The sequence below is a fragment of the Flavobacterium sp. Flavsp81 genome (assembly GCF_059491325.1).
The window spans coordinates 4,275,034-4,294,888 of sequence record NZ_CP168505.1; the positions used below are offsets into that span (position 1 = coordinate 4,275,034).

Below are 19,855 nucleotides of genomic sequence, written 5' to 3' on the forward strand. Positions count from 1 at the left end.
CAAAACTTAAAACTTATCAAATATAAAAGAAGACAAATTGACATCATTTATAAAAAGGTATGAACTTTGTTTAATCCGTTTAAAGTCACTTTCGGACTTTAGACTTTCAAACTTTTAAACTAAAAATATGAACTACGGTAAAGAATTCAAAAAATTTGCTACAAAGCACCAGGGAGTAAACGCAATGTACTATGACAAAATCATAGCTGCAATGAACCCAACTAATATGACACCATATATTATCGAAGAACGTCAATTGAATATTTCTCAATTAGATGTGTTTTCAAGATTAATGATGGACAGGATTATCTTTTTAGGAACAGGTATCGACGATCAGATCGCAAATATCGTTCAGGCACAATTATTATTTTTAGAAAGTGCTGATGCCTCAAAAGATATTCAAATTTATCTAAATTCTCCTGGAGGAAGCGTTTACGCAGGATTAGGAATTTATGACACCATGCAATACATCAAACCAGACGTAGCAACAATTTGTACAGGTATGGCAGCTTCTATGGGAGCGGTTTTATTATGTGCAGGAGCAGCAGGAAAACGTTCGGCTTTGCCACATTCAAGAGTAATGATTCACCAGCCATCCGGAGGAGCACAAGGAGTTGCTACAGATATGGAAATCAACTTACGGGAAATGTTGAAACTGAAAGATGAGTTATACAATATTATATCTCAACATTCAGGACAAACTTTTGAAAGAGTACACAAAGACAGTGAGCGTGATTACTGGATGAAAGCTGACGAAGCGAAAGAATACGGAATGATTGATGAAGTATTAAGAAGAGGTTAAAAATTAGTTTAAAGTTCAGGTTTCAGGTTGCAATCGTTAACTTGAAACCTGAAACATTTTAAACTTGAAACATAGAAAATGGCAAAAGTAGTATTAGAATGTTCGTTTTGTGGAAGAAAAAAGCCAGAAACCAATTTATTGATTGCAGGTATCAACGCACATATTTGTGATAAGTGTATTGAACAGGCACACGGAATTGTTTTAGAAGAATTAAAATCAAGCGGAAGTGCAAAACTGGTTGGGGACTTAATTTTAAAGAAACCAAAAGAAATCAGAGCTTTCCTGGATCAATATGTTATTGGTCAGGATCAGACAAAAAAAGTAATGTCGGTTGCGGTTTATAATCACTACAAACGTTTAATGCAACAGCAGTTAGACGACGAAGTTGAGATTGAAAAAAGCAATATCATTATGGTTGGTCAAACCGGAACAGGAAAAACATTAGTAGCAAAAACTATTGCTAAGATGTTAGACGTTCCTTTGGCTATTGTTGATGCAACGGTACTTACAGAAGCTGGTTATGTTGGTGAAGACGTCGAAAGTATTTTGACACGTTTACTGCAAGCTGCTGATTATGATGTAACCAAAGCGGAAAGAGGAATCGTTTTTATTGATGAAATTGATAAAATTGCCCGTAAGAGTGATAATCCATCCATAACACGTGACGTTTCCGGTGAAGGTGTGCAGCAAGCTTTATTGAAATTACTGGAAGGAACTGTTGTAAACGTACCACCAAAAGGAGGCCGTAAACATCCGGACCAGAAATTTGTTGAGGTAAACACACAAAATATCTTATTTATTGCCGGTGGCGCTTTTGATGGAATAGAACGTATTATTTCGAAACGTTTGAACCGCCAGGCAGTTGGTTATTCTACTTCTAAAAATGTAGATAATATCGATAAAGACAATTTACTTCAATATATTATTCCAAAAGATATCAAAGATTTCGGATTGATTCCGGAGATTATTGGTCGTCTGCCAGTTTTAACACATATGGATCCTCTGGATAGAGAAACATTACGTGCGATTTTAACACAACCAAAAAACGCCTTAATCAAACAATATCAAAAGTTGTTTTTGATGGATGAAGTGGAATTCAGTATTACTGACGAAGCTTTGGATTTTATTGTTGACAAAGCTTTAGAATACAAATTAGGTGCTCGTGGATTGCGTTCGTTATGCGAAGCAATTTTAACCGATGCGATGTATGAATTGCCAAGTTCTGACGATAAAGTACTGACAATTGACAGAGATTACGCCAAACATACTTTGAATAAAAACTTATTGAAAAGAATGGAAATTGCTTCGTAAGGAGTAATTGATTTTCTATAATTCTTAAAACCTGTTCATTTATTGAGCAGGTTTTTTTTATATCTTTTTGAAACTGATGATGATTTCCGGCTTTTTCGTGATTGTGAAAACTAAACATCTTTTTTAGCCCTGACCGAAACGACATCCTATTGTTTTGGGGTTCAAAACAATAGATATTAGTGAAGAGCAGGAGTAAAGGTGATTTTGAAAACGAAACTTCTGCTCCTGAAAAAAAATTACTGAACCCTAAACTTCTCCCGATATTCAATAGGTTTCATTCCAACCATTTTATAAAATACTTTTCTAAATGCTTTCGGATCATTATAACCTGTTTTTTCGATAATTTCCGAAATCGAAAGCTGCGTTTGTTCCAGATACTTTTTAGAACTCTCAACCCTGATGTTTTGTAAATATTCGATAGGAGGAATTCCTGTAACTTGTTTAAAACGACGCGTCATATTTCGGGTGCTTGTCGGAATATCTTTTGTGATTTCTTCTAAAGTTTCAATTGTACTGTATTCGTTTTCAATTTTTTGCTGTAATCTCGCAACTAAGGTATCATTGTGTAAATGATTCGGTCTGAAAGTACTGAAATAACTTTGTTTGTATCGGTTTAAATCGATTGAGAAGATTTTGGCAATCTGAACGGCAATTTCATTTCCGCAATATTTCTGAACCAAAAGAATCAATAAATGAAAAGTTGAGGTTGAGCCGCCACTGGTATACAAACTCCCGTCGGCGGTTAAGGTTTCTTCAGATTTTAGTTTAACTAACGGAAAAGCTTTTGTAAAAGCACTGCAGGCATCGACATGTGTTGTGGCGAGTTTTTCGTTCAGTAAACCTGAAGCAGCAAACAAAAAAGCACCTGTACAAAAACTTGCCAATTCAGCTCCTGACTGGTGCTGTTTTTGTAACCACGGAATAAAATTTTTGTTCTTCGCAATCATTTCACTCATATTATCTGTAGTAAAAGCCGGAATCAAAATCAACTCCAAATCTTCATTAGAAGTTTCTATTGATTTCACTTCATATCCAAACAAATGCTTCTGATCAATCTGTTCTGAAGATTGAAAAATCATAATATCAAAAGGTTTTTCTGTTCCTTTATGTAATTTATTGGTTGTTTCAAAAACTTCTAAAATCGCTGCGATACTCAATAATTTGTAGTCATGCGGTACAATTAAACCTGTTTTCCTGCTCATGGTTTTTCTTTTTTGGGAGATATCATTTTACAAAAATATAAATTTTGTCTCAAATGACCCTAAAGTTGACTTTTAAAGTAGCCTAAAGCGTTTTGTAATATTTTACATTTGTTTTTCAAATAATTTGTAATTTTATAAATATGAAAACAAAAATTTTCCTGAATCTTCCTGTAAAAGATTTAAATCGGTCAATTGCATTTTTTACCCAATTGGGCTTTTCATTTAATCCAAAATTTACTGATGATAAAGCAACCTGTTTGATTATTGGAGAAAATATAAATGCAATGCTTTTAGTAGAAGAGTTTTATAGAACATTTACTAATAAGCAAATTTGTAATACTGATACCACGAGTGAAGTTCTTATTGCGGTATCTGTTGAAACGCGTGAAGAAGTAGATGAAATGATGGAAAAGGTTGTTAAAGCCGGAGGATCCGAATATATGAAAAGACAAGATTACGGCTGGATGTATCAGCGTGTTTTTCTGGATATTGACGGACATCATTGGGAAGTTTTCTTTATGGATGAAAGTCAGATTCCACAGATGGGTTAGTTTTTGTAATTATATAATTAAAAGTATGATAACCGTTCAAAATACAGTGAATGCTCCAATTGATAAGATTTGGGAAATCTGGACTAAACCAGAACATATTCAGAAATGGAATATTCCTTCATCAGACTGGCATAATCCATATGCCGAGAATGATTTGAAAGTTGGCGGTAAATTCAAATTTGTAATGGCTGCAAAAAATGGAGATGGATTTGACTTTGAAGGCATATATACTAAAGTTGAAAAATTTTCATTGATAGAATATCGACTTTATGATAACAGAACAGCAAGTGTCCGTTTTGAAATTATTGATGACAAAGTGAAAATTACAGAAACATTCGAGCCTCAAAAAGAGGATTCTGAGAGCATGCAGAAAGAATGGTGCCAGGCAGTTATTGATAATTTTAAAAAGTATGTTGAAGCAAATGACAACACAAGCCATTAAAAACAGCAAAGTGACTGACTTTCTGGACGGGCAAAACCATCCGTTTAGAAAAGAGATAGAAGAATTAAGAGAGTGTATTTTATCATCAAATAAAAATTTGACTGAAAATATAAAATGGAATGCGCCTAATTATTGTTTTGAGAACGAAGACAGAATTACAATGAGGATTCAGCCAATAACTACACAAATTCAGCTAATTTTTCATAGAGGAGCAAAAAAGCAGGAACAGCCAAAAGATAAATTGATAGCAAATAATAGTAAAATGTTAGTTTGGAAAGAGAATGACAGAGCAATCATAACTTTTAAAAATAAGCAAGACATTGAAAATGGAAAAGTTGAATTGAAAAATATTATAAACGAATGGATAAACGCAACGAAAAGTTCTGTCGAACCGGGTTAAAAGCACTTTAAAGAAAATAAATGTAAGTTAATATATTTTAAACTGAACTAAAATGATAACAGTACAAACAACGATTAATGCATCAATAGACAAAGTTTGGGACTTCTGGACCTTACCGGAACATATTAAAAATTGGAGTTTTGCTTCATCGGACTGGCACACACCGCATGCTGAGAATGATTTGAAAGAAGGAGGAAAATTCAAATCGACGATGGCAGCAAAAGATGGCAGTATGAGCTTTGATTTTGAAGGCGAATATACTTTGGTGAAACAACACGAGGCCATTGAATATGTAATGGCAGATGGAAGAAAAGTTGAAATTAGCTTTAATAAAACTCCGGACGGAGTAGAGATAATAGAAAGTTTCGATCCTGAAACACAAAATTCAGAAGAAATGCAGCGTGGAGGCTGGCATGCAATTTTGGATAATTTTAAAAGTTATGTGGAGAATAATTAATTAATCTCGCAAAGGTGCGAAGTCGCAAAGTTTATCTTTATTTAGCTTCTTTGCGACTCTGCGCCTTTGGGAGCAAATAAACTTAGCATTATAAAGCAGGCTTAAATTATCTTACATAACTTATATGGTTTAACATAAAAATAATTACATGACAAAACAAATATGGTTGAATCTGCCTGTAAAAGACGTGGCAAAAGCGAAAGACTTTTTTTGGAAAATAGGTTTTTCTTTTAATGAACAACATGATACGCCAAGCTCTACCTGCATGGTAGTAGGCGAAGGGAATTTTGTAGTAATGCTTTTTGAAGAATCATTATTTAAAAGTTTTTCTCAAAATGAACTGACAGATACGCAATCAAGTTCTGAAATTTTAATTTCGATTGATACTGAAAATGCTGCAGAAGTAGATGAATTAGCTGAAAAAGTAAAAGAAGCCGGCGGAAATATTTTCGCACCGCCCGCAGAGAGTCAGGGATGGATGTATGGATTTGCTTTTGCTGATTTAGACGGACATCGTTGGAATGTCCTGTTTATGGATTTTAGTAAATTACCTCAATAAAAATTAGATATGGAAACATTAGAATTTAAAATTAGAATCAAAGCTCCGGCAGAAAAAGTTTGGTCAGTTTTATGGGATGATGAAAGCTATAAAAAATGGACAGGGGCTTTTTGTGAAGGTTCTTACGCAATAAGTGATTGGAATGAAGGTGATAAAATACACTTTATGTCTCCAAGCGGAGAAGGAATGAACAGTATTATCGAAAAAAAAATTCCAAATGAATATATGGCTTTTAAGCATATTGGAGAAATAAAAGATTTCAAAGAATTACCAATTGATGAAGAAACCAAAAAATGGAGCGGCGCAATGGAAACTTATCGATTAACTCCCGATGATGAGTTTACGGACTTAGTAGCTCAGGTTGATGTAGTCGAAAAATATATCGATTATTTTAAAGACGCTTTCCCGAAAGGGTTAGAAACAGTAAAAGAATTATCAGAAGAAAGAAAATAGGCTAAAGACTTAAAATTGAGTATAAAAATAATAACAAACAATAAAAAATAAAATATCATGGCAACATCAGTAAACCCGTATTTAATTTTCAACGGAAATTGTGAAGAAGCATTTCTGTTTTACAAATCAGTTTTTGGAGGAGAATTTCCGTATATCGGAAAATTTAAAGATATGCCTGCAGGCGAAGATGGAGGTTGTGCCGAAATATCAGAGAAAGATGCAAATCGAATAATGCACGTTTCGCTGCCAATCGGAAATACTGTTTTAATGGGAAGTGACAGCAATGAACAATCCGGAGATGTAACTTTTGGAGGAAATTTTTCAGTATCGATCAATGTCGAAAGCAAAGAAGAAGCCGATCGAATTTTTAACGGACTTTCAGCAGGCGGAAACGTTGTTATGGCAATGGATAAAACTTTCTGGGGAGCTTATTTCGGAATGTTTAAAGACAAATTCGGCATTAGCTGGATGGTGAATTTTGACGAAAATGTACCAAATAAATAACAGACAACTTTAATTTGGAGTGATTTAAAGTTATATTATTTTAATACACGAAGATTATTGTTAAATTAATTCAAAAAAGCACATTAAATTGTGCTTTTTGTGTTTAAAAAAACAAAGGATATCCTTTTTTATAAACAATAGATTACCGATTTTTGTCGCTTCTTAAAATCAATAAGGATAAAATGGCTACAGAAGATAAAGAAATTATTTTATTAAAAGTTTCAGGACATGACAAACCGGGAGTTACCGCCGGTTTAACATCCGTATTGGCTACTTATGATGCCATTGTTTTAGATATTGGTCAGGCCGATATTCACGATACATTATCTTTAGGAATTTTATTCGAAATCGAAGCGGGTTCAAGTTCAGGACCTGTCTTAAAAGATTTGCTGTTTAAAGCTTATGAATTGGAAGTGAAGGTTAAATTTATTCCGATTTCTATCGAAGATTACGAAACATGGGTAAAATCACAATCCAAACAGCGATATATTATTAATCTTTTAGGAGAAAAATTAACAGCAATCCAACTGGCAGCTGTCACTAAAATATTATCAGATCAAAATTTAAATATTGATTCTATTATCAGATTAACCGGAAGAACTTCTGTTGTCGAAAAAGAAGAATATCCGCGTTCCTGCATACAATTATCCGTAACCGGTGAAATTGTAAATAAGATCGAAATGACTGCTAATTTTATGGCAATCTCCAGAACTCTGGATGTTGATATTTCTTTTCAGGAAGATAATATTTACAGAAGAAACAGACGTTTGGTTTGTTTCGATATGGATTCTACTCTAATTCAAACAGAAGTAATTGATGAATTGGCAGAACTTAATGGTGTGGGCGACCAGGTAAGAGCCATTACAGAATCTGCGATGAACGGTGAAATTGATTTTAACGAAAGTTTCAAACAACGAATGGCTTTGCTGGAGGGTTTGAGTGAAGACGTTTTACAAAAAGTGGCCGAAAATTTGCCAATTACAAAAGGAGCTCATCGTTTAATGAAAGCTTTAAAATATTACGGATATAAAACCGCTATTTTGTCTGGTGGATTTACCTATTTTGGAGAATACCTGCAAAAAGAATTGGGTATCGATTACGTTCATGCCAATCAATTGGAGATTAAAGACGGTAAATTAACCGGTAAATATTTAGGCGATATTGTTGACGGACTCAAGAAAGCCGAACATCTTCAGGCAATTGCCGAAAAAGAAGGTATTCACATCAATCAAACTATTGCCGTTGGTGATGGTGCAAACGATTTGCCAATGCTGAATTTAGCTGGTTTAGGAATTGCTTTTCACGCAAAACCAAAAGTAAAAGAAAGTGCCTCAACATCTATTTCAAGTTTAGGTCTTGATGGTGTTTTGTATTTATTAGGATATCACGACAGGTATATCGATATGATGTAATAAACAGATAGATTGTCATTTCGTAGAGGTGCACAGCAGTGCGTCATCGCAATCAAATAAAAATAAACCTTAGTTCATTTATTGAATTAAGGTTTTTTATGGGCATGCCCCGCCGAAAAAAGCGGGTTGGGCTATCCGTTTCACCCGAGCGATAGCGAACTGACGAAATAATCTTTTATGCCGAACTCCGGCATAAAAGGATTTCCACTGCTATCCCTCATGAGATTTAAGTTTTATAAGAAGTTTCTATTTTGAATTGCCTCTTGCTTTAGCTGGAGGAATATAAATTAAAATAGGTTAAGGCTTTTAGCCAAAATTATTGGGAAACTTAAATTTGGCTAAAGCCTACATTTTGCTGATTTAGTCCAACTAGCTAAAGCTAGTGGCAAGTCAATAGTATTTTAATCTAATGTGAACATTTCTTTTGCTAGGCCTTGTGCTAGCGCGAGCGTCCCGCTCGTGTGTACAATCAAACTTCAAATTATTTTCTTTGCGGGTACGAGCGGGACGCTCGCATTAGCATGGGGATTCATTAATTAATAATTGAAACAATGTTTCTAATTCTTTTTTAGTAGTAAATGAATTATTTCTTAAGTAATAATATAAATAACTTAATTTTATAAAAAAGAGTTCATTTGTAGGGAAATATCTAAATCGAATAATTGTAAATGGAGAGTTGTTTTTTTGGACAGTAACATCTATTTTAGAGTTTAAAAACTGATTCCATTCGCCGTTTACATTGTAAATATTTTTTCCTCCGATAAAATGATTTTGCTCAGCATCTTCTTTTTCAAGAACAAATAAACCATTTGAATTGACTTGTAAATAAGAATAGTGATTGTCTTTGTTTTGTCCAAACTGAAATAAACTTTCAATACAATTGAACTTATAAATCATAGGTTCAGAGTTTAAACTTAATTTGACTCCAAAAAACTTTATTTCGTTGTTTTCAATAAAATCTGAATCCATTAATCCTTTCAGTTCTTTTGAGTCGAGATGTAATGTATTAGCCAATTTTAAATTCATAAGGTGGATATTTTAGAATTCTTAGACTATATAATTTTGTCCTACATCTCCTTCAGCTGTTCCAAATAATCCCTCTGGTTCGAAAGCCTCGGAATCTTATGCTGACCACCAAGTTTATCTCTTTCCTTTAACCAATCATAAAATAAGTTGTCTCTGGCAACATTAATCACCAAAGGATTTAAAGTCATGTTATTGTAGCGTTTGGCTTCGTAATCAGAGTTTAAAGTCTGCAAAGTTTCATCAAGCACTTTTTGGAAAAGCCCAACATCAGCCGGTTTTTTCTTGAATTCTATCATCCATTCATGAGCGCCTTTTTCTTTGTCCTGCATAAAGATAGGAGCAACAGTATAATCAATCACTTCGGTTTGGGTAATTTCGCAGGCTTTGGCAATTGCCTGATCGGTATTTTCGACCATTAATTCTTCACCAAAAACATTTATATGATGTTTGGTTCTTCCCGTAATCCGAATTCTGTACGGATTTAATGAAGTAAAACGAATCGTATCGCCAATTAAATAACGCCATAATCCGGAATTTGTAGTAATGACTAAAGCGTAGTTTTTATTCAGTTCAACATCGGCTAAACGAATCACTTTCTGGTTTGGAGTTCCAAAAGTATCCATAGGAATAAATTCATAGAAAATTCCGTAATCTAACATCAGCAATAAATCGCTTGAATTATTTAAATCCTGAATAGCAAAAAAGCCTTCGGAGGCATTATAAATTTCGTAATATTTAAAATCCTTTTTTGGCAGAATTTTTTTGTACTGCTCTTTATAAGGAGAAAAGCTGACGCCTCCATGAAAATAAACTTCAAGATTTGGCCAGACATCCAATAACGTTTCTTTACCGGTATTTTCTAAAACTTTATTCATTAAAACCAGCATCCAGGAAGGAACCCCCGCAAAACTGGTTACGTTTTCATTTTTTGTTTCATTGATAATCGCTGCAATCTTGCTTTCCCACTCTGTCATCAAAGAGGTTTTACTGCTTGGTGTACTGCTGAATTCGGCCCAAATAGGCATATTTTCAATCAAAATAGCAGACAGATCTCCAAAAAAAGTATTGTTGTTTTCGTAAATCTGGGAGCTTCCGCCTAAACGAAGACTTTTTCCTAAAAACAATTCCGAATCTTCGTTATTATTCAGATACAAACAAAGTAAATCCTTGCTTCCTTTATAATGACAATCTTCAAGAGCTTCATTACTTACAGGAATAAATTTACTTTTGGCATTGGTAGTTCCGCTGGATTTGGCGAACCATTTTATAGGTGTTTCCCAAATCACATTTTGTTCACCCTGGCGGGTTCTTTCAATCAGGGGTTGTAATTCTTCATAAGTGGCAATTGGAACTCTTTCAGCAAAAGTCTGATACGAATTAATCGATGAAAATTCATATTGTTTCCCAATAATTGTATTTTCTGAGGCTGTCAATAAGTTGTGCAGCAGTTCTTCCTGAACTTCATTAGGATATTTTAGAAAAAGTTCAATTTGATGTATTCTTTGTTTGAGAACCCAGGATGCGAATGAATTGATTATGGATAGGGGCATGGGGAATTTTTAGATTTTAGATTGCTGATTTTAGATTTTAGATTTTGTGGCTAGTGCAAAATCAGGAAATTTAAAATTTGAATATTGATAACAAATATTAACTTTGTCCTTCATATCAAAAATAGTGTTTTTTTGCAAAAAACAATTCTATTTATAGTAAGATTCGATTTTTAAAATTGAGTTTTAACAATAAAAGTTCATTATTCTGAGCAAATATAAAATTTAAAATCAGCAATCTACAATCCAATGACATATCAAGGCGTACTTACAAAAATGCAAACTGAAATCGGAAACCCAATTCAATATTATCTGGTTTTTGAGGATAGTTTTCTAAATGTAAATCAATTATTGAATAAGGAAATTGAGATTAATTTTGTTGGTTATCAATGCCTGAACTGCCAGAAAAAGAAAAAAATATTCAGACAGGGTTTTTGTTATGATTGTTTTTATTCCAGTCCTGCAGTAGGTGATTGGATTATGAGACCGGAATTGAGTACGGCACATTTAGGAATTGCAGACCGTGATTTAGATTTTGAACAAAAAGTGCAATTGCAGCCTCATGTGGTTTACCTGGCCTTGTCAAGTGAAATAAAAGTTGGGGTAACACGTAAAACACAAGTCCCGACCCGTTGGATTGATCAGGGTGCAACACAGGCTATTGCAATTGTTGAGGTTCCAAATCGGTATTTAGCTGGTATTACAGAAGTAGCTCTTAAAAATCATTATGTTGATAAAACAAATTGGAGAAAAATGCTTCAGGATACAACAGCAATTTTTGATTTGATTGCTGAAAAAGCGAAAGTAGAAAACTTGATTCCCAATGAAGTTCGGGAATATTTTTATAGTCAGAAAAATGATTTATACGAGCTTAATTATCCCGTTTTATATTATCCTGGTAAAGTCACAAGTTTGAATTTAGACAAAACCACTTCGTTTCGAGGAAAATTAATCGGGGTAAAGGGACAATATTTAATTTTTGAAGACGGAACAGTTTTTAACATCAGAGGCTCGGAAGGTTATGCCGTAACTATCGCTGTCTGAGTATTCCATTTTAAATTTTGTAATAACCAAATGCTTTGTGATTTACAAAGCATTTTTTGTTTTTAAATATTTGATATTGAAATGCTTGGTATGTGAAACCTGAAACGTTTGGTTACAATTTTATAATGATTACTTATTGGAAGGTTTTAATTTTGGAAGAATATAGAATTTAGTTTTGTATGTGCACAAGAAAAGTTCTTTTAAAACAATATAATCCAAATCTAAATTATTATAAAATGGGTATTTTAAGTAAAATAAATGTTTTTAGACGTGCTTTAATGCACGGCCTTACTAAGAATATTGGAAAACAGAATTCGGAGCAGGGAATTATTTTGGTTAATAAAAACGAAGTCAAAAGAGTTTTAATTTGCAGACCAAATGCTAGATTAGGAAATCTTTTACTAATTACGCCCTTTGTTCAGGAGATTGAACAAACGTTTCCAAATTGTAAAATTGATTTATTTGTGAAAGGAACTTTGGCCCCTGTCATTTATGAAAATTATGAACACATTTCCCAAATAATTGAACTACCCAAAAAACCTTTCAAAAATCTATTAAAATATTTTAGCGTCTGGCTTTCATTAAAAAAGCAAAAATATGATATCGCCATCAATGTAGATCAGGGTTCATCTTCAGGACGACTGGCAACAAAGTTTTCTAATTCGAAACATAAATTTTTTGGTGATTTGCCTTTTTCGGCTAATTTATATTATGGTGATTATGCTCACATTGCCAAATATCCTATTTATCATTTTAGGGATTATATAACTAAATTAGGTTTGGAGAAAAGGTATAGCAGAATTGCTCCTTTAGATCTTAAACTGACTTCTCTTGAAATTGCTGAAGGAAAAAAAACATTAAAAAATTTAGTGAACAATTCTAAAAAAACAATTTGTGTGTTTACTTATGCAACAGGAACAAAATGTTTGCCTGAATCGTGGTGGGAAGATTTTTATGCCAGTCTTAAATCTGAATATGAAAATTACAATATTGTTGAGATTTTACCCATCGAAAATGTTTCTCAAATCGGTTTTAAAGCACCCGCATTTTACAGTAAGAATGTTCGTGAGATTGGAGCAGTAATTGCCAATGCCGATTTATTTATTGGAGCAGACAGCGGAATTATGCATTTGGCAAGTGCTGTACAAACCCCGACTATAGGATTGTTTTCGGTTTCAAATCAGAAAAAATATGAGCCGTATGACAATAACAGTATTGGAATGGATGTAAATACATGTTCTGAAAAAGAGTATTTAAGAGCTATCCATACAATTCTTGATCATGACAAATCAGAGATATATTTCAAAGCAATTTAGAGATTAAAAAAAAGGTCAGTCTGTAATAGACTGACCTTTAATTTCTTATTTTTTCTTCTTGAATAAGCCATTCAACAGGTCGCTGGCTTTTGTTTTTACCTCTTCATTAGTTTTTGCTTTATCAGTAGCAGTCTTTGTAGTATCTTTTGATTTGGTATTCTTATTGAGTAAATCAGTAAGGGCAGAAGCTCCTTTTTGAGTCAGCTTTTCTTTTTGCTGATTTACTACCTGAGTCGTTAAGTTACTCACTGCTGTTTTAGTATCCAGAGCTACTTTAGGTTTTGAAAAATTACCGGTAATCATACCATTAATGGGAATGTTTTGCAACTTGGCTGCATCCGCCGAAGATAATTTTGAAAGGAAAGAATTTGCTTCTGTACCCAAATATTTTGCCGGAACATCTAATTTAACGCTGTAATTCATTACTTGGTCAAACCCATGTGTTCCGCCAATGGTGGCTTTAATGTCTTGGTATTTAATATCAAATGGTTTTACATTCACCTTTCCGTTTTCAAAAGATAATGCCATTTTCAGGTTGTCCAAATTCAATTTATTCACATCAATAAATTTTATTTTTGAACCTAATTCCTTTAATAAAGTAGAGTTTTTGGCATTTATTGTAGTAGAAAGCAATTGGCCGAATAAATCCCCGGTAAGTGATTTTAGGTCAGGAGTCAATTCTTTTGCATCTAAATTTCCGTTTAATTTTATAGTCGAATTCAATTTTCCATTGATGATTCCTGCCAAAGGAGCAATTTTTTTCATCATATCCAATTGCGTAAATGTCTGTGCAATATCAACTTGATTGAAACCTAAAGCCATATTAAAAGTAGGTACTTTTGTTTTGGTAGAAACAGCTCCGTTCAAACCGATTGTTCCGCCAAAAATGGATGTTTTAAAGTTTTCCAAAGTTGCTTTTTCATCCTTGATCAGCAATTTTCCGGAAACGGCTGTTAATTTTAAATTATCGTATAAAACTGTGTTGGCTTTAGCATTTAGTGTACAGTTTAAGAAAGCCGGAATTTTCATCGCTTCTGCCGGTTTAGCTTCTGCTTTAGTCGTTGCGGGTTCTCCTGAAGTCATAAAATCATCTACCGCCAATTGATTAGAACTCATATTGAAGTTTCCTTTCAGCTCTTGTTTTTTAAACATAAAACCATAGAAATTTTCTAAAGTTCCATTGATGCTCATATCACTTTTTCCGGTCGTCGCATTAAATTGTTTCAGATTAATTTTACTCGGATTGAACTCAACCAAAGCCGTGCTGATATTCATTGATTTATTGTTCTCATCAGTGTATTTAAAACCAGATAAGCTCATTGTTCCGGCATTTTTAATATTTTGATATTGGCTGTTTTCTACAGATGCCATATCAAAATTTGTTGTAACATCAGCTTTTAAAATACCTGACAAAGGTTTGTCAATTTTAATTGGATATGCTTTTGAAAGGTTTGCCAGATTGATGGTCCCTTTTAATGCAGCATCTACAATTGGGTTTACAGTTATGTTTTTTACATTCGCTTTAGCGCTGAAAACATCCTGATCAATTTTAAAAGAAAGTTTGTCCAGATTAACGTAGGTGTCATTCAGGATACCGGTTTCATTGATGATTTTAGTATCGATTACAATGTTCTGAACTGATTTTGGTAAGTTCGGATATTGAAAAGAAGCATTATTAGACGCAATTGCAATATTGAATTTCGGAACAGTTGTATCTGTTAATTCTCCTTTTGCAAATCCTGCTATTGTAAAGTCTCCGGTAGTTTTTACACCATCTAAACCTGAAGCATACGCTGACGGAATTAATCCTAAAAAGTTAGTAAAAGATGAGGTCGGTGTTTTGAATTTTAAATCATAAATCTGACCTGCTTCTACCATCTGAATAAATCCGTCAAATTCTAAAGGTAATTGGTTAATCAAAGCTTTATTTTCTTTAAAAGTATATTTGCTTTGGGCTAAATCAATTCCTAATACCGCATCCAAAGTCAAAGAGATGTTTTTCATATAATTGACTTTATCCATGTCTAAAGAAACTTTAGCCGTTGATTTTGTTGTTAAATCAAGTTTTGAATTGGTAAAATCTCCGGTTCCTTCATGATTTAAACTATCAATAACCATTTTTATTTTCGAACCCTGATCAATATATCTGAAAGTGAAATTTTCAATTTTATAGTTCTGAATTTTTAAAGAAAGCGGCTTGCTCTTATCATCAGTCTTTGTTTCTTTTTTGTCTTTTAGGGCAATATCAAAGTTTCCAACTCCATCTTTGTTGAAAATAATATTGATTAAGCCGTTTTGAGAACTGATTCCTTCAATGTTCATAGGTTCATCTTTTCCTTTAAAAAGTTCTTTGATACTCATCTTCAGATTTAATTCTCCTAATGAAACCAAAGTATCACCTTCAAAAGGAGCTTTGTTGATAATCACCAGTTTCTCAATTCCAACCGTTGCATCCGGAAAGTTTTTAAACAAACTTAAGTCGGCATCAGCGAAACTCACTTTAGCATCAACACTTTCATTGATAGCTTCTGTAATTTTATTTTTAATCTGGTCTTTGAAAAAGTAAGGGATTGCAAATAATGCAGCAATGAAAACTACGATTACAATTCCTGTGATTTTTAGAATTTTCTTTAACATAATAAATTTTAGTTATTTGGGGTTAAAACAGAGAAAATTGATATATTATCGCCACAAAAATAGCTTTTTATACTGGAGATTTTTTGTAATTTTTTCATAAAAAGCAATAAAAAAAATCCGCTTGAAAATTAATTCAACGGATTTTTCAGTGCAGCTCAATTATTTTTGAATAAAAGAGACTATTTTATTAGTCATTACTTCTGAAATTGGTAATGTCTCATTGTTGTAGCTCGCCATGTTTGCCTGCATATCACCATCGACTATTTTCATTATATGATTCATTTTGTCAACAATTAATAATTCGGCTTTTTTATTGGATTGCACTAAACTTTCAGCATCTTTTACAGTTACCTGCAAATCATTGTTTCCCTGTACAATTAAAACAGGGATATTCAATTTTTTAATTTCTGCCTGTGGATTGTATTTAAACCAGGAAATTAAATAAGGCTGAATACTGGCCCTAAAAAGAGAATTAAGAATTGGATCGACTTTTTTTACCGTATTTCCGTTTTTTAAACTGTCAATAATTGGAAAAGTCAAATCTTCAATCTGCTTGTTTGATTTCGATGCAATTTGTGTTTTTATCAGCTTATCCGCTGATTCTCCGGCTCCGGCAATAGAAATAAATTTATCTGCTTTTACACTCGCAATCATTCCGATTAATGATCCTTCACTATGACCGATAATGATTATTTTAGAAAATCGGCTGTCTTTTTTTAATAAATCTACCCAACTTTTGACATCCTCTATATAATTTTCAAATCGTAAATTTTCTTCAGATTTAGCCGATGCTTTGCTTGCAGCAATTCCTCTTTTGTCAAATCTTAAAGAAGCAATTCCGTTTTTTGCTAAAACTTCGGAGAGCATTTTCAGCGAATTGTTTTTCATTATCGCATTGTTCCCGTTTCGATCTGTTGGTCCCGAACCCGAAATTAGCAAGGCAATGGGATATTTTTGAGATAAATCGGGAGCTGTTAATGTACCAAATAGCTCTTCTGAATTAATTTTTAAAGTTAAATCAGATTCTTTATAAGTTATCAGGCTTTTGTTTTGGGCATTTACAAGATTGAAAAATACCACAAAGAGGACAACATATATTTTTTTCATTTTCTTCCGGGATTATTTAATGTTTATCCCAAAAGGAATCATCGCCTGAACTCCTTTTTGTTTTTGAAGTTTTTTTACCTGCTCAATCAAAAGGTAATTTTCTTCACCAATTTCTTCCTTGATAAAAGCTTCTTTTGATTTTGCGAAAGGAAGGCCGGACAAAATATCATCAAAATTTTTCTCGTATTCCGGATAATTTTGTGTGCTGTATGATTTTATTTTTGCAATTTTTGCTGCTTCGGCAATCGCGTCATCTAATCCTCCAATTTTATCCACTAAACCAATTTTTAAAGCTTGTGTGCCCGTCCAGACTCTTCCCTGAGCAATTGAATCTACCTGGGCAAAAGTCATTTTTCTGCCTTCAGCTACATGCGTAACAAAAGTTTTGTAAATGTGTTCTACGCTTTCTAATGTAAAAGCTTTAAATTTCTCATCAATTGGTAGAAATGGGCTATAATTGGCTGCGTTTTCATGCGTTTTTACCTGTTCTGTGTTTATTCCTAATTTATTTGCCAACGGAGAAAAATTCGGCAAAATACCAAATACACCAATAGAACCTGTGATAGTGTTGTTTTCGGCATAAATTTTATTGGCATTGCAGGCAATGTAGTAACCGCCTGAGGCTGCATAATTCCCCATAGAAACGACAACAGGTTTTACTTTTTTGGTAATTTCAATTTCTCTCCAGATTAAGTCAGAAGTCATTGCACTTCCGCCTGGGCTGTTGATTCGTAAAACTATTGCTTTTACATCTTCATTTTTTCTGGCTTCCTGTAGTGAACGGCGCATTGAACCCTCACCAATTTCATTTACATCACCTTCACCACTGCCAATTTCTCCCTGAGCATAAATAATTGCAATTTGATCAGTTGTTGTGTTTGCTAAAGCTGTAGTTATGTTATTTTGAGTATAATCAGCAATCGAAATTTTATTATAATCTTCATCGTCGGTTACTTTCAGTGCTTTTTTTATGGCATTATGATAAACGTCTTCGTAGGCAATAATATCAATCAAATGTTCTGTTTTTGCCATTTCCGGAGTTCTCGCCAATAATCCGTTTGCAATTTCATTTAGTTTGGCTACAGGAATATTTCGGCTTTTTGAAATATCGGTTGAAACAGTTGTCCAGATTGAGCTTAAAAGAGCAGTCATTTGTTCTCTGTTGGCATCGCTCATTTTGTTTTCTAAAAATGGTTCAACGGCACTTTTGTATTTTCCATGGCGGATTACTTCCATGTGGATACCCGATTTATCCTGAAAATCCTTAAAGAACATTACTTCAGCCGAAAGTCCTTTGAAATCTAAATCGCCGGCAGGATTCAAATAAATGGTATTGGCAACGGAGTTTAGATAATATTCTTTTTGAGAATAAGCATTGGCGTATGCCCAAACAAACTTGCCTGATTTTTTGAAACTTTCGAGTGCGTTTCTTAAATCTTTATATTGTGCCAGACCTAATGAAGATTCATCATTTAAAATAGAAATTCCTTTAATTTTATCATCCGTTTTTGCTGCTTCTATCGCGTTAATGACATCGGTTAAACCAATTCCTTTTTTATCAGAAAAAAATGTTACTAAAGGATCTTTATATTTTCCTGCATAGTCGTTTTGTATTTCTTTTAAATTTAATTCTATTACAGAATCTGATTTTACAGAAACCGTTTCGTCTCCTCCAAAAATGGCCCCAATAAGGATTACACCAAAAAAGAATAGCATAATGAATACAAAAATACCAATCACAGTGGCAATAACATTTCCTAGAAATTTCATAAATATGTTTTTTTAATAAGTATCAAAAAAGGTTGGTTTGTTACAAATTTAGTTTTTTAAATTTAACCTGATTGATCTGTTCTTGGGGCAAATATATTGTTAATTCTAAAATAGTTTTAGTTAATTTGCATTAATTATGAAGTCACAGCATCAAGTCGTTTTATCAATAGGCAGTAACCAGGGAAATCGGTTAGAAACCATCGAAACTTGTATTGATTTAATACATCGGGAAGTTGGGACTGTTATTCAGGTTTCAAAACTATATGAAACTCCCGCATGGGGATTCGAAAGTGATGCTTTTTACAATTGTGCACTGCTTTTGCACAGTAACCTATCGGCGCAAAAAATACTAAGTCAGATTTTAAAAGTTGAAAAAAAATTAGGCAGAATCCGCTCTGATCAGCAAGGGTATCAATCGAGGATTATTGATATAGATCTGATTGTTTTTGACGATGAAATAATTGATTCTGAAAAGCTTCAGATTCCACATCCGTTAATGCAGAACAGGAAATTTGTATTACTGCCGATGCAGGATTTGAAATTAGACTGGAGACATCCCGTTTTTCAAAAAACAATATCCGAATTAATTGCGATTTCACCGGATGACAGTATTTGTACAGTTGTTCAGGATTTAAAAAAACCATTGCGGGAAATTCCGTTGGAACGGTTTAATTATATTGCTCTGGAAGGAAATATTGGAGCAGGAAAAACGACACTGGTACATAAAATTGCCGAAGATTTTAATGCTAAAACAGTTTTGGAACGGTTTGCCGATAATCCGTTTTTACCTAAATTTTATAAAGATCAAAACCGCTATGCTTTTCCGCTTGAAATGTCTTTTCTGGCGGATCGTTATCAGCAATTATCAGATGACCTGGCACAATTTGATTTGTTTAAAGATTTTATCGTTGCCGATTATCATATTTTTAAGTCTTTGATTTTTGCTAAAATTACGCTGGCAGAAGATGAATATCGTTTGTACAGGAATTTATTTGATATTATTTACAAAGAAATGCCAAAGCCGGATTTGTATATTTATTTGTATCAGAATACGGAAAGGTTACTTCAGAATATCAAAAGAAGAGGACGAAATTACGAGCAAAATATTTCGGCAGATTATTTAGATAAAATCAATAATGGTTATTTAGAATATATTAAATCTGAAACTGATCTTAATGTTTTAATAATTGATGTTTCGGATCGTGATTTCGTAAAAAATCACGATGATTATCTTTTTATTTTGGGTGAAATTCAGAAAGTAATTAGATAATGTGTCAATTTGAGAATTAGAAAATTTTTAAAGTTTTTTTACATT

The 19,855-nt window shown here is 33.3% G+C and carries 19 protein-coding genes; 13 read left to right on the forward strand and 6 right to left on the reverse strand.

All coding sequences use genetic code 11. The annotated features are described in order from the left end of the window. Positions 1–127: 127 nt before the first annotated feature. Entirely contained in the window at positions 128–802 is a 675-nt protein-coding gene (gene clpP, locus ACEN92_RS18010) for an ATP-dependent Clp endopeptidase proteolytic subunit ClpP (RefSeq protein ID WP_495639714.1), read from the forward strand. Between the two features lie 78 nt (positions 803–880). Beyond that, on the forward strand, positions 881–2,113 hold the full coding sequence (gene clpX, locus ACEN92_RS18015) for an ATP-dependent Clp protease ATP-binding subunit ClpX (protein ID WP_495639715.1): 1,233 nt from the start codon (positions 881–883) through the stop codon (positions 2,111–2,113). Positions 2,114–2,349: 236 nt separating this feature from the next. Here the strand turns inward: clpX and ACEN92_RS18020 are convergent, their stop codons facing one another. Beyond that, positions 2,350–3,315, reverse strand: a complete 966-nt coding sequence (locus tag ACEN92_RS18020) for a GlxA family transcriptional regulator (protein ID WP_495639716.1) — start codon at positions 3,313–3,315, stop codon at positions 2,350–2,352. 140 nt (positions 3,316–3,455) lie between these two features. Here ACEN92_RS18020 and ACEN92_RS18025 point away from each other — a divergent pair, with 140 nt between their 5' ends. From ACEN92_RS18025 to serB, 8 genes are all read left to right on the forward strand, one after another. Further along, on the forward strand, positions 3,456–3,866 hold the full coding sequence (locus tag ACEN92_RS18025; protein WP_495639717.1) for a VOC family protein: 411 nt from the start codon (positions 3,456–3,458) through the stop codon (positions 3,864–3,866). A gap of 25 nt (positions 3,867–3,891) precedes the next feature. Continuing rightward, complete coding sequence (locus ACEN92_RS18030; protein WP_495639718.1) at positions 3,892–4,308, forward strand: SRPBCC domain-containing protein; 417 nt, start codon at positions 3,892–3,894, stop codon at positions 4,306–4,308. Further along, complete coding sequence (locus ACEN92_RS18035) at positions 4,289–4,708, forward strand: DUF1801 domain-containing protein (RefSeq protein ID WP_495639719.1); 420 nt, start codon at positions 4,289–4,291, stop codon at positions 4,706–4,708. The genes ACEN92_RS18030 and ACEN92_RS18035 overlap by 20 nt, the downstream gene beginning before the upstream one ends. 52 nt (positions 4,709–4,760) lie before the next feature. Beyond that, positions 4,761–5,165, forward strand: coding sequence for an SRPBCC family protein (locus ACEN92_RS18040; RefSeq protein WP_495639720.1), 405 nt, complete (start codon positions 4,761–4,763; stop codon positions 5,163–5,165). Between the two features lie 148 nt (positions 5,166–5,313). Then, positions 5,314–5,724, forward strand: coding sequence for a VOC family protein (locus ACEN92_RS18045; protein WP_495639721.1), 411 nt, complete (start codon positions 5,314–5,316; stop codon positions 5,722–5,724). Positions 5,725–5,733: 9 nt separating this feature from the next. Continuing rightward, a complete protein-coding gene (locus ACEN92_RS18050) occupies positions 5,734–6,177 on the forward strand; it encodes an SRPBCC domain-containing protein (protein ID WP_495639722.1) in 444 nt (147 codons plus the stop codon). Between the two features lie 57 nt (positions 6,178–6,234). Continuing rightward, positions 6,235–6,681: a VOC family protein gene (locus ACEN92_RS18055; RefSeq protein ID WP_495639723.1), complete on the forward strand. Its 447-nt coding sequence runs from the start codon at positions 6,235–6,237 to the stop codon at positions 6,679–6,681. 182 nt (positions 6,682–6,863) lie between these two features. After that, positions 6,864–8,093 carry a phosphoserine phosphatase SerB gene (gene serB, locus ACEN92_RS18060; RefSeq protein ID WP_495639724.1) on the forward strand — a complete coding sequence of 410 codons (1,230 nt, stop codon included), beginning with the start codon at positions 6,864–6,866 and terminating at the stop codon, positions 8,091–8,093. Between the two features lie 516 nt (positions 8,094–8,609). Here serB and ACEN92_RS18065 read toward each other — a convergent pair. Both ACEN92_RS18065 and ACEN92_RS18070 read right to left on the reverse strand, forming a co-directional pair. Then, positions 8,610–9,119, reverse strand: a complete 510-nt coding sequence (locus ACEN92_RS18065) for a hypothetical protein (RefSeq protein ID WP_495639725.1) — start codon at positions 9,117–9,119, stop codon at positions 8,610–8,612. Between the two features lie 41 nt (positions 9,120–9,160). Next, positions 9,161–10,669, reverse strand: coding sequence for a GH3 auxin-responsive promoter family protein (locus ACEN92_RS18070; RefSeq protein WP_495639726.1), 1,509 nt, complete (start codon positions 10,667–10,669; stop codon positions 9,161–9,163). Between the two features lie 246 nt (positions 10,670–10,915). Between ACEN92_RS18070 and ACEN92_RS18075 the strand changes: the two genes are divergently transcribed. Both ACEN92_RS18075 and ACEN92_RS18080 read left to right on the forward strand, forming a co-directional pair. Then, positions 10,916–11,710: a DUF2797 domain-containing protein gene (locus ACEN92_RS18075; RefSeq protein WP_495639727.1), complete on the forward strand. Its 795-nt coding sequence runs from the start codon at positions 10,916–10,918 to the stop codon at positions 11,708–11,710. A 236-nt stretch (positions 11,711–11,946) separates the two neighbouring features. Beyond that, positions 11,947–13,026, forward strand: a complete 1,080-nt coding sequence (locus ACEN92_RS18080) for a glycosyltransferase family 9 protein (protein ID WP_495642360.1) — start codon at positions 11,947–11,949, stop codon at positions 13,024–13,026. Between the two features lie 45 nt (positions 13,027–13,071). Here the strand turns inward: ACEN92_RS18080 and ACEN92_RS18085 are convergent, their stop codons facing one another. From ACEN92_RS18085 to sppA, 3 genes are all read right to left on the reverse strand, one after another. Then, a complete protein-coding gene (locus tag ACEN92_RS18085; protein ID WP_495639728.1) occupies positions 13,072–15,663 on the reverse strand; it encodes an AsmA family protein in 2,592 nt (863 codons plus the stop codon). 159 nt (positions 15,664–15,822) lie between these two features. Continuing rightward, positions 15,823–16,770, reverse strand: coding sequence for an alpha/beta hydrolase family protein (locus tag ACEN92_RS18090; RefSeq protein ID WP_495639729.1), 948 nt, complete (start codon positions 16,768–16,770; stop codon positions 15,823–15,825). Between the two features lie 12 nt (positions 16,771–16,782). Further along, a complete protein-coding gene (gene sppA / locus ACEN92_RS18095; RefSeq protein WP_495639730.1) occupies positions 16,783–18,540 on the reverse strand; it encodes a signal peptide peptidase SppA in 1,758 nt (585 codons plus the stop codon). A gap of 136 nt (positions 18,541–18,676) precedes the next feature. Here sppA and folK point away from each other — a divergent pair, with 136 nt between their 5' ends. Beyond that, positions 18,677–19,810, forward strand: coding sequence for a 2-amino-4-hydroxy-6-hydroxymethyldihydropteridine diphosphokinase (gene folK / locus ACEN92_RS18100; RefSeq protein ID WP_495639731.1), 1,134 nt, complete (start codon positions 18,677–18,679; stop codon positions 19,808–19,810). The last annotated feature ends 45 nt before the right edge of the window (positions 19,811–19,855 follow it).

Bases quoted from the DNA above. Each gene is read 5' to 3' on its own strand.
- clpP (WP_495639714.1), top strand. From the start codon at position 128: ATGAACTACGGTAAAGAATTCAAAAAATTTGCTACAAAGCACCAGGGA.
- clpX (WP_495639715.1), top strand. From the start codon at position 881: ATGGCAAAAGTAGTATTAGAATGTTCGTTTTGTGGAAGAAAAAAGCCA.
- ACEN92_RS18020 (WP_495639716.1), bottom strand. From the start codon at position 3,315: ATGAGCAGGAAAACAGGTTTAATTGTACCGCATGACTACAAATTATTG.
- ACEN92_RS18025 (WP_495639717.1), top strand. From the start codon at position 3,456: ATGAAAACAAAAATTTTCCTGAATCTTCCTGTAAAAGATTTAAATCGG.
- ACEN92_RS18030 (WP_495639718.1), top strand. From the start codon at position 3,892: ATGATAACCGTTCAAAATACAGTGAATGCTCCAATTGATAAGATTTGG.
- ACEN92_RS18035 (WP_495639719.1), top strand. From the start codon at position 4,289: ATGACAACACAAGCCATTAAAAACAGCAAAGTGACTGACTTTCTGGAC.
- ACEN92_RS18040 (WP_495639720.1), top strand. From the start codon at position 4,761: ATGATAACAGTACAAACAACGATTAATGCATCAATAGACAAAGTTTGG.
- ACEN92_RS18045 (WP_495639721.1), top strand. From the start codon at position 5,314: ATGACAAAACAAATATGGTTGAATCTGCCTGTAAAAGACGTGGCAAAA.
- ACEN92_RS18050 (WP_495639722.1), top strand. From the start codon at position 5,734: ATGGAAACATTAGAATTTAAAATTAGAATCAAAGCTCCGGCAGAAAAA.
- ACEN92_RS18055 (WP_495639723.1), top strand. From the start codon at position 6,235: ATGGCAACATCAGTAAACCCGTATTTAATTTTCAACGGAAATTGTGAA.
- serB (WP_495639724.1), top strand. From the start codon at position 6,864: ATGGCTACAGAAGATAAAGAAATTATTTTATTAAAAGTTTCAGGACAT.
- ACEN92_RS18065 (WP_495639725.1), bottom strand. From the start codon at position 9,119: ATGAATTTAAAATTGGCTAATACATTACATCTCGACTCAAAAGAACTG.
- ACEN92_RS18070 (WP_495639726.1), bottom strand. From the start codon at position 10,669: ATGCCCCTATCCATAATCAATTCATTCGCATCCTGGGTTCTCAAACAA.
- ACEN92_RS18075 (WP_495639727.1), top strand. From the start codon at position 10,916: ATGACATATCAAGGCGTACTTACAAAAATGCAAACTGAAATCGGAAAC.
- ACEN92_RS18080 (WP_495642360.1), top strand. From the start codon at position 11,947: ATGGGTATTTTAAGTAAAATAAATGTTTTTAGACGTGCTTTAATGCAC.
- ACEN92_RS18085 (WP_495639728.1), bottom strand. From the start codon at position 15,663: ATGTTAAAGAAAATTCTAAAAATCACAGGAATTGTAATCGTAGTTTTC.
- ACEN92_RS18090 (WP_495639729.1), bottom strand. From the start codon at position 16,770: ATGAAAAAAATATATGTTGTCCTCTTTGTGGTATTTTTCAATCTTGTA.
- sppA (WP_495639730.1), bottom strand. From the start codon at position 18,540: ATGAAATTTCTAGGAAATGTTATTGCCACTGTGATTGGTATTTTTGTA.
- folK (WP_495639731.1), top strand. From the start codon at position 18,677: ATGAAGTCACAGCATCAAGTCGTTTTATCAATAGGCAGTAACCAGGGA.